This is a genomic window from Clostridium sp. AM33-3, from assembly GCF_003480315.1.
Classification (GTDB): domain Bacteria; phylum Bacillota; class Clostridia; order Lachnospirales; family Lachnospiraceae; genus Brotaphodocola.
The window spans coordinates 76,797-89,507 of record NZ_QUIV01000013.1; the positions used below are offsets into that span (position 1 = coordinate 76,797).

A 12,711-nucleotide genomic window follows, 5' to 3' on the forward strand; every position below is an offset into this window, starting at 1 on the left:
ATAAACAACTATATATCGTAGCAGAGACTATGATACTACAAATACAGGGAAAATGGAAGTGGCAATTTCACGAATATTTCATGGAATATTTGGTTGAATATTTATTTTACATAAGGTATGATTAGACAGGTCCGGTTTGCCAAAATACGGAAATTTCCGCAGAGTTCCTTGCTTTTCACTCGAACCGGCAAACGGAAAAAGAACACGGGAGGTTTGCACATTGCTAAATAAATGGAAACAAACGATATCAAAATTTGTATGTTTTGTCCTAACATGCCAGTTGTTCATTCTGACAGTCTGGGCAAAACCGGACTGGCCCTCCGATACCGGCATCATGGCTGAGGCAGGCATTGTCATGGATATGGATTCCGGTGCCATTCTGTATGGTCAGAATATCCACCTGACCTACCCGCCGGCCAGTATCACCAAAATCCTCACAGCACTCATCGTCCTGGAAAATTGCAATCTGGATGATACTGTAACATTTTCTACAACGGCTGTCAACCAGGTTGAGGCCGACAGCGGAAATAAAATCAGCGTTGTGGCAGGTGACCAGCTGTCCGTAGAAGACTGTCTCTACTCCATGCTGCTAGTATCCTGCAACCAGGCCGCCAATGCTCTGGCCGAGCATACGGCAGGCAGTATTTCTGCCTTTGTGGACATGATGAATGAAAAACTGGCGGAGCTTGGATGTCAGGAAAGTCACTTCGAAAACCCATCCGGCTTAAACGGCGATAATCAGTATGTTTCCGCTTACGATATGGCCCTGATCGCCCAGGCTGCCTACGACAATGAAACCCTGGTAGAGATCAGCTCTGCCACCACCCATAGGATCGCGCCGACCACCCAGAACCCGGATGGCTTCACCATCCGCGGAGAGCACCGGCTCTGCGTGACCGAAGATTCCACCAGCCCGTATTACTATCCGGAGGCAATCGCCGGAAAAACCGGGTATCTGATCAAGGCCGGAAACACGCTGGTCACCTACGCCGTCAAGGATAACCGCCGTCTGGTATCCGTTATCCTGAAGGGTCAGCCAAGACAGTATTTTGTAGACGGAAAGGCACTTCTGGAATTCGGCTTCCGGTCTTTCCAGAACTATACCATTGCAGATTACGAGAGCCGGTATGTCACCGGTGACGAGACCATCAGCCTTGATAAGGGTTCCTTCCGGGCATCAGACCTGATGATCGACCCGGACAGCGTTGTTACGCTGCCAAATGGCGCCTCCTTTGAGGATGCTGACATTTCCCTCGGTGCCCTGCCGGAAATCAGCCCCGAAAACGCGGTAGCGCTCCTCACATACAGCTACAACGACCGGGTAGTGGGAACTGCCTATCTGCTGGCGAAAGATGGTGTCACCATCGACAGCGATGATTCTGCTGCAGATGCCCCGTCTTCCACGGATGTTTCGACTCCGTCTGAACCGTCAGACGGTGCTGACACAGACCCCCCCCGTCCTGCCCGCAGCAATTTTTCCCTGGCAGGGGTTCTGGTCACAATCCTCATCGTTCTGTTCGTTCTTGCAGTGATCAGTCTGATCAGCTGGCTTATCTATTCGAAAAAGAAAGAAGCCAGGGCACTTGCCGAGCGCCGCGAACGCCGCAGACAGAGACTCCAGCGCTCTGGTGACGAAGAAGAGTTTGAGCGTCTTCTATCCGAATACAAAAACAAAACCAGAAAGAAATAACCCGGATCTGGCAGGTTTTACCACAGATCGCAATCAAATAAGCCCATGAAAACTGTTTCGTTGTTTTCATGGGCTTTTCTGATACTTTTTTAATGCTCTTCTGACATAAGCGCTTACTTTCTGACACGCTTACCACCCCAGGCTGACCGGTTCTCCGCCTCCCGCTGTAATTGTTTTGGAGGCAGCAGATGCTGTGCCCTGTCCGGCCTCCGGATCCTGTTCTGCATTCTGGTCATCTGCCGCAGTCTGCTCTGCATCCTGCCTGTCTTCCACATTCTGACCACCTGCCGTAGTCTGCTCTGTATCCTGCCTGTCTTCCTCATTCTGTCCATCTGCTGCAGTCTGCTCTGTCTGCGCGCTGTCCGCTGTCTCTGTCGTTCTTCCATAGTTCAGCGCTGCGTACAGGTCCAGCATGCCGTTGCTGCTGAGCTTTCCATTCAGGGTCGGAAGCTTTCTTGCTGTTTCCAGAAGAACCTTCCGGATGTCTGAAAGCTGCAGATCCGTGCGATAGGAATACAGCATTGCCGCCGCACCGGTCACCATGGGGGCCGACATGGAGGTGCCGGTCATGAAGCCGTATCCGTTATCTGCGATGGTGCTGACGATATAAGTACCCGGTGCTGCGATATCCACACTCTTTGCCCCGTAATTGGAGCTCTCTGCAAGATTTCCGTCAAACATCAGGTTTGCTGCCGAAATCACATTATCCAGATCAAAGGATGAGGGATAATCCGGTTTCTGATCCGTATCCTCCCCGATTCCTTTTGCATTTCCGTTTCCGGCTGATACCACAAACAGCATTTTGGAATCCCGCATCACCTTCTCCAGCTCCGGATAATACTCCGTGGTGCCAAAACTGAGATTGCAGATGGAGGCTCCATTGGCTTCCGCATAGCGGATGGCCTCGATGATAGCCTTTTCCTCTCCCACACCGTACCGGGTTCCAAGTGCCTTGAGCACCATAATCTTAACATAGTTGTTGTCCGTGATACCTGCAATACCGCCATTTCCGCGGGCCGCAGCGATGGTGCCTGCCGCATGGGTGCCATGGTCATCCTCTCTGCCCTTGCAGAGTTCGTTGTTTCCATCAAAAAAGTTCCAGCCGTGAACATCATCTATATAACCGTTCCCGTCATTGTCAATGCCATCTCCCGGAATCTCGTCTTCGTTGGTCCAGATTGCATTTTTCAGATCCGGATGACTGATATCAATTCCGGTATCAATCACTGCAACGACCACGTGACGGTGTTCCTCCGTGCTGGAGTCGTAAAGGTTCCACGCTGGCAGAATGTTAATATCTACACCTCTTCGCGCCCGTATCTCCTTAATACGGTAAGCATCCGGTCCGGCTACCGGAGCTGGCATGCCAAAATAATTTGCCAGATCAATGTAGTTTGCCAGCTTCGGATTACTGTCGCGGAAGCGGTTTGTGATCTCACTGTACTGCAGCTCCGCATCATTTTTCAGTCCCCACTGGTATCTGGAATAGCTGTCTGAAGCAGAAAGGTTTATCACCCCCGGCCCATATACATCCGCATGGAAGGTATAACGGGCACCAGGCATTGCCGATGCGGCAATGTGAAGACCTGCTCCGCAGAACAACGCCATCAGAGCAGTAACCGCCTGCTGTTTCCATTTCATTTTCATAATCACTTCCTCCGTTCACCGCAACCGTGCGAGCACGCTTTCGGTTCTCTTGCACTCGCTACATTATAGCATATCTGCCAGCACTTTAGTTTGAACTTTGTGTGAAATTCCAAAAATCCACACAACAGAAAAACCCGTGGAGAAAATCTCCACGGGTCATCTTACGTTTGGACACAGTAGGCGCACCAGGCGCATCTACATTATATAAAAATTTCGATTAATTTCTGATCAGTGATTACTCAACGATAGAAACAACACGGCCTGAACCTACGGTTCTACCACCCTCACGGATAGCGAAACGAAGACCCTGCTCCATAGCTACCGGATGGATCAGCTCAACGGTCATCTCTACGTTATCACCAGGCATGCACATCTCGGTTCCTTCCGGGAGCTCGCAAACGCCGGTTACGTCAGTTGTTCTGAAGTAGAACTGCGGACGATAGTTGTTGAAGAACGGGGTATGACGACCACCCTCGTCTTTGGTCAGAACGTAAACCTGTGCGGTAAACTTGTTGTGGCACTTTACGGATGCCGGCTTACACAGAACCTGTCCACGCTCGATCTCAGTTCTCTGGATACCACGAAGCAGAGCACCGATGTTATCACCAGCCTGAGCCTCATCCAGTAACTTACGGAACATCTCGATACCGGTAACAACGGTCTTCTTGGTCTCCTCGTGGATACCAACGATCTCAACCTCATCGTTCAGATGAAGAACACCACGCTCTACACGGCCGGTAGCAACGGTACCACGACCGGTAATGGTGAATACATCCTCTACAGGCATCAGGAACGGCTTATCAGTCTCACGCTGCGGATCCGGGATCCAGCTGTCAACTGCGTCCATCAGCTCCATGATCTTGTCGCCCCACTCACCGTGCGGATCCTCAAGAGCCTTCAGAGCGGAACCCTGAATGATCGGGGTGTCATCGCCCGGGAACTCGTACTCGTTCAGCAGCTCACGGATCTCCATGTCTACTAACTCAAGCAGTTCCGGATCGTCAACCATATCACATTTGTTCATGAATACAACGATGTACGGTACGCCTACCTGACGGGAAAGCAGGATGTGCTCTCTGGTCTGAGCCATAACACCATCGGTTGCTGCTACTACAAGGATAGCGCCATCCATCTGAGCTGCACCGGTGATCATGTTCTTAACGTAGTCAGCATGTCCTGGGCAGTCAACGTGTGCATAGTGTCTGTGCTCAGTCTCATACTCAACGTGTGCGGTAGAAATGGTGATACCACGCTCTCTCTCCTCCGGAGCCTTATCGATGTTCTCGAAATCGGTAGCGGTGTTACCAGCAACTCTCTCAGCCAGAACTTTGGTGATTGCTGCGGTCAGAGTGGTTTTACCATGGTCAACGTGGCCGATGGTACCAATGTTACAATGCGGTTTGGTTCTTTCAAACTTTGCTTTTGCCATTTTATAACGTCCTCCTTGATTTGCCCGCCTAGTACGGGCGATTGATTATATGGTTAGGCTGTTCTTTATTATATGCTATTTACGCAATATTTTCAAGCCTTTTCTCTACTCCGGCCAGCCGCCCCGCGGCATGTTTTCTGATAAAAACAACCGCGGAGCTTCTGCTTCGGAAATTAGATTACTTTATTTCTTATGCTCGTTGATAACCTTCTCCTGTACGGACTTCGGAACCGGCTCGTACTTCTCGAAGAACATGGAGTAGTTACCACGTCCCTGAGTCTTGGAACGAAGGTCGGTAGAGTAACCGAACATCTCGGAAAGCGGAACGTATGCTCTTACGATCTTACCGCCGCCTAAGTCATCCATACCCTCGATACGGCCACGACGGGAGTTGATATCACCGATAACATCACCCATGTACTCCTCTGGCATGGTAACCTCAACCTTCATGATCGGCTCAAGCAGGATAGCGCCTGCCTTCTGCATAGCCTCCTTGAACGCCATGGAACCGGCGATCTTGAATGCCATCTCGTTAGAGTCGACCTCATGGTAAGAACCATCGTATACAGTAGCTTTTACACCGAGTACCGGGAATCCGGCAAGGATACCGGACTTAGCAGCCTCTTCGATACCAGCGCCAACTGCCGGGATGTACTCTTTCGGGATAGCACCGCCGACAACGGTAGACTCGAACTTGAAGGTTTCTTCTGCGTTCGCATCCATCGGCTCGAAGTGAACTTTACAGTGACCGTACTGACCACGACCACCAGACTGCTTCGCATATTTGCTGTCTACGTCTACGGCTTTGGTGAAGGTCTCTTTGTAAGCAACCTGCGGAGCACCAACGTTTGCTTCTACGTTGAACTCTCTCAGAAGACGGTCTACGATGATCTCCAGATGTAACTCACCCATACCGGAGATGATGGTCTGGCCAGTCTCCTGGTTGGTGGATGCACGGAAGGTCGGATCCTCCTCTGCAAGTTTCGCAAGTGCCTCACTCATCTTGCCCTGACCAGCTTTGGTCTTCGGCTCGATAGCGATATCGATAACCGGCTCCGGGAACTCCATGGACTCCAGGATAACCGGATGATTCTCATCACAGATGGTATCACCGGTACCGGTAATCTTAAAGCCTACTGCTGCAGCGATATCGCCGGAGTAAACTTTGTCAATTTCCTGTCTCTTGTTAGCATGCATCTGAAGGATACGGCCAACACGCTCTTTCTTGCCTTTGGTAGCGTTCAGAACGTAGGAACCGGAATTCATGGTACCGGAGTACACACGGAAGAATGCCAGCTTACCTACGAACGGGTCAGTCATGATCTTGAATGCCAGAGCTGCGAACGGCTCTTCATCAGAAGAGTGACGGAATACTTCATTGCCATCCATATCGGTACCCTTGATAGACGGGATATCGGTCGGAGCCGGCATGAACTCGATAACTGCGTTCAGAAGTCTCTGAACACCTTTGTTTCTGTATGCACTACCGCAGCATACCGGAACAGCAGTACACTCACAGGTAGCTTTTCTTAATACTTTCTTCAGTTCCTCGATAGATGGCTCTTCGCCTTCCAGATACTGCATCATCAGATCATCATCCAGCTCGCAGATCTTCTCTACCAGCTCGGTGTGATATAACTCTGCATCATCCTTCATATCATCCGGGATTTCGCAAACAGTAACGTCGTCGCCCTTATCATCGTTGTAGATGTAAGCCTGCATCTCGAACAGGTCGACAAGACCCTTGAACTCGTCCTCTTTACCGATCGGCAGCTGTAAGCAGATAGCGTTCTTACCAAGTCTGGTACGGATCTGCTCTACTGCGCCGTAGAAGTTAGCGCCCAGGATATCCATCTTGTTGATGAATGCCATACGCGGTACGTTGTAGGTATCAGCCTGACGCCATACATTCTCGGACTGCGGCTCTACACCACCCTTTGCACAGAACACGCCTACAGCGCCGTCCAGTACACGAAGGGAACGCTCTACCTCAACAGTGAAGTCTACGTGACCTGGGGTATCGATGATGTTGATACGATACTCCGGCTGTCCTTTGATCGGACGGTTGTCCTGGCCATGAATGGTCCAGTGACAGGTAGTAGCTGCTGAAGTAATGGTAATACCACGCTCCTGCTCCTGCTCCATCCAGTCCATGGTAGCAGTACCTTCGTGAGTATCACCGATTTTGTAGTTTACACCAGTGTAATACAGGATACGCTCAGTCAAAGTGGTCTTACCAGCATCGATGTGAGCCATGATACCAATATTTCTGGTTCTCTCCAACGGATATTCTCTTCCAGCCAAAGCTTTTTCCTCCTATTAGAATCTGAAGTGGGAGAAGGCCTTGTTAGCCTCTGCCATCTTATGCATGTCTTCTTTACGTTTTACAGATGCACCAGTGTTGTTTGCTGCGTCCATAATCTCGTTTGCCAGTCTCTCTTCCTGGGTCTTCTCGCCTCTCTTACGGGAGAACATGGTGATCCAGCGAAGTGCAAGAGTCTGACGTCTCTCCGGCTTAACCTCGATCGGCACCTGATAGGTAGCACCACCGATACGTTTTGCCTTAACCTCCAGAACAGGCATGATGTTGTTCATAGCCTCTTCGAAGACTTCCAGAGCCGGCTTGCCGCTCTTCTCTTCTACACGGTTAAATGCACCGTATACGATTTTCTGTGCAACACCCTTCTTACCATCAAGCATGATATTGTTGATCAGCTTGGTTACAACCTTGTTGTTGTATAAAGGATCTGCTAATACATCTCTTTTCTGAATATGTCCTTTACGTGGCACGTTACTTCCCTCCTTAATTATAGAAATTAATTCATAGGTACTCACATGTTTCCATAAAAATGTGTTCGCGCACGGTTCTATCTATTCCTGCAACCACAGGCAATATCATCCCGGCACTAACTACTTTTACTTACGTTAGTGGTACTACTAGTGTAAGCTGTTACTTATTATTTCTTCTTAGCGTCTTTCGGTCTCTTAGCGCCGTACTTGGAACGAGCCTGCTTTCTGTTGGCTACGCCTGCGGTATCAAGAGTACCTCTGATGATGTGGTATCTGGTACCCGGAAGGTCCTTAACACGACCACCACGAATTAATACTACGCTGTGCTCCTGTAAATTGTGTCCCTCGCCCGGGATGTAGCTGGTTACCTCGATACCGTTAGAAAGACGTACTCTGGCGATTTTACGAAGTGCAGAGTTCGGCTTCTTCGGGGTTGCAGTCTTAACTGCGGTGCAGACACCTCTCTTCTGCGGAGAAGAAGTGCTGGTTGCACGCTTCTGTAAGGAGTTGTATCCTCTCTGCAGAGCCGGTGCGGTAGACTTCTTTTCTGCGGTCTGTCTTCCCTTTCTCACTAACTGGTTGAATGTTGGCATTCCTTTCACCTCCTGTGATATTGTCTGTTGGTTGCTGTAATTCTTTTCAGCTTTTTGCGCATCAAAAAATCCTGCGATTTTCGCACGCCATATCATTATATCCGTTTGATGATGGCATGTCAAGGATATTTTTGTAATTTTCCGCCTGATTTTCTTAGTATTTAAGCCATTTTATATCGCGTATATCTGAGGACAGCCCGGAATAAAATGAAGCAATCAGAGTATTCCCGAAAAGGAGGAGTTTTATGCTTCCATCCCGCCCGAAAGCCGTTTTAATTTCCCTGCTTGCCTCTTATCTCTTATCTGCCCTGCTTTTATTCATCCTGACCCTCGTCCTGTACCGGCTCAAGCTAAAGGAATCCCAGATCACTCCAGCCGTCTACGCCCTCTATGTCATCTCCTGCCTCGCAGGCGGCCTGCTCTGCGGCAAGGCGCTGCGTACACGGAGATTTTTCTGGGGGCTGCTCACTGGAATGCTTTATTTTCTGGCCCTCCTTGCCGCGTCTGTCCTGCTGCGCCACGGTCAGATGCCGGAACTTACCAGAATGCTCCCGGTTCTGGCCTGCTGCGCGGCCGGCGGCATGATAGGCGGAATTTTAAGCTGACACAACAGAAGAGGATGCAGCAAATCCGGAGCCGTTACGTGTCGGAACCAGTTTGCTGCATCCTCTTCTTTTTCGCTGTTTTATTCGTGCTCCTCTGTTTTTTCCGGTTCTCCATCCTCTGTTTCTTCCTGATGGTGGATCTGCAGACGGATCTTTCCGATCCGGTTTTTGTCCATCTCCTCTACTTTTAGATGAAGATTCCCGTAATCGACTTCCTCGCCCTCTTCCGGCAGATGATCTAACAGGCCGATCACCAGACCGCCGATGGAATCATAATCCTCAGACTCCAGCTCCAGCCCCAGACGGTCATTTAAGTCATCCAGCTTGGCAGAACCGTTGACCAGATATTCATCTGGACTGACCTCCCTGACCTCGTCTTCCTCATCCTGATCGTACTCGTCACGGATTTCTCCCACGATCTCCTCCAGCATATCCTCCAGGGTAATGAGACCTGCCGTGGCACCGTACTCATCCAGTACGATAACGATATTGTTGAAGGTTTTGCGCATCTCCAGCATCAGCTCGGCCGTCTTCTTGTATTCGTAGGTATAGAGTGGCTGGCGCAGATAATCACGGATGGAAAAATTCTTTTCCTTTTCATGATCAAACAGAATAAAATCCTTCATATTCACAATGCCGATGACATTGTCCGTATTTTCCTCGTAAACCGGAATACGGGTAAAGCGTTCATTCTGGAACAGCTCCATGAGCTCGTCAAAGGTTGCGTTTACATCTACCATGACCATATCGATACGCGGCACCATAACATCCTTGGCAACAGCATCCCCGAAATCGAATACGTTGTTGATCATCTTCTTTTCTTCGCTCTCAATAACGCCTTCTTCATGACTTACTTCCACGATCGTCCGGAGCTCATCCTCTGTTATGGGATCCTGCTTTTTGTTGGGGTCTACACGCAAAAGAAAGAGGACTGCCATGGACAGCTTATTGACAATGAAGATTACCGGAGTCAGAACCACCATCAGCACATGGATGGCACCTGCATAGGCAAAAGAGATTTTCTCCGCATACAGCGTGGACATAGTCTTTGGCGTGATCTCACCGAATACCAGGATCAGCAGCGTCAGCACGCCGGTGGCTACGCCAACCGCCGCATTGCCAAACACGCGCAGGGTCAGGGTTGTCATCAGGGAAGAGGCTGACAGATTCACAATGTTGTTGCCGATCAGAATGGTGCTGAGCATCTTGGCCGGATCTTCGATGACTGCCGCCACCATGGCTGCACGCTTGTCACCACCCTCTGCCAGAGTACGCACCCGCATCTTGTTTACCGTAGTCAGGGCAGTCTCCGCCGAGGAGAAAAACGCTGACAGCATCAGCAGGATCAAAACCGCCGCCAGTTGTATGCCCGTACTGTCTCCAGAATCTAACATAGAAATATTTCGCTCCTTTTTTATTTTCATTCGATTTTACATGGTTTCACGACTGCTGTCAACAGGAGTTTTTTCCGGCAGCATCCTCCGGATTTCCTTTACGATCTCCGCTCCGAACAGAATGCCGGAGCCAAGAAATACAAAGATATCCCCAAGATTGAAGACAACCTTCTTCAGTTTTCCACACTGAATGCTGAAATAGTCCACCACATAGTGACGGATCATGCGGTCATAAAGATTGCTGACAGCGCCGCCAAGAATAACAGCAATGCCGAATTTCTGTACGGTTTTTCCTTTCTGCGGAAGGATCGCAGCCAGAAAACCGGCCAGTCCTGAGATCACCGCCAGCGGCAGCATCCGCACAAGCTCTGCATGCTGTTCCAGAAAGCCGAAGGGAAAACCGGCGTTGTGATTCCGGTACAGCAGGATTTTTCCTTTTGCATGCGGCAGCGGCTTCGGGAACTCTTCCGGTTTTTCCTGTTCGATCAGCCATTTGATCCCCAGATCCAGTGATGAAAGTGCTGCAATGATTCCTGTATAGAGCATAGACAGATTCCTCCTGATTTTCAAAAATTCCTGCGATTTTGAAAGCGGCAGGCTGCCGCGCAGTTACTCTTATTGTACTATTGAAACGCAATGCCGTCAAATCGCAATCTATCCGTAACAGTTCTGATTTTTCGTCATATACTATCAGGAAAAACCTCTGGGAGTTTCCATGATTTCCTGCAATATTTCACCCGCCTCAGAAGATGTTGCCGATTTCATCGTCCGCTATTCTCCGCGGGCTGTGGAATCACTCTATGAGCTGGCCCGGACCCGGTGTGTGAATCTGGTAAGCCAGGAATACGCCATTGTCCATGTGCCGCTTTCCGGTGTCCTCCCTTTAAGCTTCGCGCATCACACCTACTCAGCGATTCCCAAGCTTTACGGTCTTCAGGATACTACGGCACCGGAAGCCTCCGGAATCCTCCCGGTCTTTTCCCAGCCAAATCTCATGAGCACCGGCCAGGGCGTCCTGATCGGGCTGATCGATACCGGGATCGATTATACAAATCCACTGTTTCAAAATCCGGACGGCACCAGTCGGATCTTACGCATCTGGGATCAGACCCTGGAAAGCGAAAATCCACCTGAGCCGGTGGCAGGATTTCAGCCATTCTACGGCACCGTCTACCGCCGGGAAGAGATAAACCGTGCCCTGGCCTCGGAAAATCCTTTTGAGCTGGTGCCATCCACTGATACCAACGGACACGGTACCTTTCTGGCCGGAGTTGCCGCAGGCCGCCAGATACAGAACCCGTCCGCATTTTCCGGTGCCGCGCCGGATGCCATGCTGGCGGTGGTCCGGTTAAAGCCTGCCAAGCAGTATCTGCGGGAATTCTTTGCAGTGGCGGCTGACGCTGACGCTTACCAGGAAAATGATATCATGACCGCAGCCGCATTTTTGCTGGGTGTAGCCGGACAGTACCGGATGCCTCTGGTACTCTGCCTCGGTGCAGGGACCAGCCAGGGAAGCCACAGCGGAATCTCGCCCCTTGCCATGCAGCTGCAGGCCTTAAGCGGCACCCGTGGCTTCGCCTGCGTCACCGGGGCCGGCAATGAATCCGGATTCCGGCATCACTACCTGGGGAAGCTTGCCCCGGATCAGAAATATGAGGATGTGGAGCTTCGCGTGGCAGATTCCACCTCCGGATTTTCCATGGAGCTGTGGGCCGATGCCTCGGAGGTTTACACATTAGGCTTCATCTCGCCCTCCGGGGAAGTCATCGAACGGGTCCCCATGTCTGTGGGGGAGGAAAATACATTCTCTTTTAAGCTTGATGCTTCCAGCATTTTTATCAGCTATCAGATCACCGAATCCTCCTCCGGGCGCTTTTTAGCCTTCCTGCGCTTTACCGCTCCGGCTCCCGGTATCTGGCATATCCGGGTCTATCCCACATTGCTTGTCTCCGGGCAATTTCATATCTGGCTCCCCATGCAGGGATTTCTCACGGAGGACACCGGCTTTCTCCGTCCGGACCCGGACATCACCATCACCGATCCGGGAAATGCGCCGCTGCTTCTGACCGTCAGCACATACAATCATGTCACCGGCATCCTCTACATCCACAGCAGCCGCGGCTTCACCGCCACCGGACAGATCAAGCCGGACCTTGCTGCCCCCGGCGTCAACGTGCAAGGACCGGGGATTTTGCCCGGCACTTCCCGCCTGCCCCGGCAGACAGACAGCGCCGTCCGTGAAGCTGTCCCGCCGTCCAGTTCCATTTCCCTCACCCGAAAAACAGGCTCCTCCATAGCCGCCGCCATCACCGCCGGAGCTGTGGCCTGCCTCTTCTCCTGGGGGTTCACCCAGGGAAATGACACAACCCTCACCAGCATTTCCGTAAAATCCATTCTCATCCGCGGGGCAGAACGCAAGGAAGCGTTCCGCTATCCCAATTCCCAGTGGGGGTATGGAACATTGAATCTGTACCGGGCATTTCTGCAGATGCGGGAATAACAATATAAAAATTTAAAGAATAACTAATAGAGTCCGAAGGTTCGGTCAGACCATACAGAATAA

At 50.8% G+C, this 12,711-nt stretch carries 10 protein-coding genes; 3 read left to right on the forward strand and 7 right to left on the reverse strand.

Going from position 1 to position 12,711, the window contains the following annotated elements; genetic code table 11:
* The first annotated feature begins 220 nt into the window (after window positions 1-220).
* Window positions 221-1,690, forward strand: coding sequence for a D-alanyl-D-alanine carboxypeptidase family protein (locus tag DW819_RS09360; protein ID WP_243025768.1), 1,470 nt, complete (start codon window positions 221-223; stop codon window positions 1,688-1,690).
* A 129-nt stretch (window positions 1,691-1,819) separates the two neighbouring features.
* On the opposite strand, the gene DW819_RS09365 is transcribed toward DW819_RS09360, so the two are convergent.
* The 5 genes from DW819_RS09365 to rpsL all read right to left on the reverse strand — a co-directional run bounded on the left by DW819_RS09365 (window position 1,820) and on the right by rpsL (window position 8,149).
* Window positions 1,820-3,337, reverse strand: a complete 1,518-nt coding sequence (locus DW819_RS09365) for a S8 family peptidase (RefSeq protein ID WP_118733056.1) — start codon at window positions 3,335-3,337, stop codon at window positions 1,820-1,822.
* Window positions 3,338-3,572: 235 nt separating this feature from the next.
* Window positions 3,573-4,766: an elongation factor Tu gene (gene tuf / locus DW819_RS09370; RefSeq protein ID WP_118733057.1), complete on the reverse strand. Its 1,194-nt coding sequence runs from the start codon at window positions 4,764-4,766 to the stop codon at window positions 3,573-3,575.
* Between the two features lie 183 nt (window positions 4,767-4,949).
* Entirely contained in the window at window positions 4,950-7,070 is a 2,121-nt protein-coding gene (gene fusA, locus DW819_RS09375; protein ID WP_118733058.1) for an elongation factor G, read from the reverse strand.
* Between the two features lie 15 nt (window positions 7,071-7,085).
* Complete coding sequence (gene rpsG, locus DW819_RS09380) at window positions 7,086-7,556, reverse strand: 30S ribosomal protein S7 (protein WP_118531413.1); 471 nt, start codon at window positions 7,554-7,556, stop codon at window positions 7,086-7,088.
* 167 nt (window positions 7,557-7,723) lie between these two features.
* Window positions 7,724-8,149 (reverse strand): 30S ribosomal protein S12, encoded by a 426-nt coding sequence (gene rpsL, locus DW819_RS09385; protein ID WP_118733059.1) that lies wholly within the window; start codon window positions 8,147-8,149, stop codon window positions 7,724-7,726.
* Window positions 8,150-8,394: 245 nt separating this feature from the next.
* Here rpsL and DW819_RS09390 point away from each other — a divergent pair, with 245 nt between their 5' ends.
* Entirely contained in the window at window positions 8,395-8,754 is a 360-nt protein-coding gene (locus tag DW819_RS09390) for a TIGR04086 family membrane protein (protein ID WP_118733060.1), read from the forward strand.
* 80 nt (window positions 8,755-8,834) lie between these two features.
* On the opposite strand, the gene DW819_RS09395 is transcribed toward DW819_RS09390, so the two are convergent.
* Together DW819_RS09395 and DW819_RS09400 are read right to left on the reverse strand one after the other, a co-directional pair.
* Entirely contained in the window at window positions 8,835-10,148 is a 1,314-nt protein-coding gene (locus DW819_RS09395; RefSeq protein WP_118733061.1) for a hemolysin family protein, read from the reverse strand.
* A 36-nt stretch (window positions 10,149-10,184) separates the two neighbouring features.
* The gene (locus DW819_RS09400) at window positions 10,185-10,694 is read right to left on the reverse strand and encodes a signal peptidase II (RefSeq protein WP_118733062.1); all 510 of its coding nucleotides are present in this window, start codon (window positions 10,692-10,694) and stop codon (window positions 10,185-10,187) included.
* A gap of 169 nt (window positions 10,695-10,863) precedes the next feature.
* Between DW819_RS09400 and DW819_RS09405 the strand changes: the two genes are divergently transcribed.
* Window positions 10,864-12,648 carry a S8 family peptidase gene (locus DW819_RS09405; protein WP_118733063.1) on the forward strand — a complete coding sequence of 595 codons (1,785 nt, stop codon included), beginning with the start codon at window positions 10,864-10,866 and terminating at the stop codon, window positions 12,646-12,648.
* Window positions 12,649-12,711: the final 63 nt, after the last annotated feature.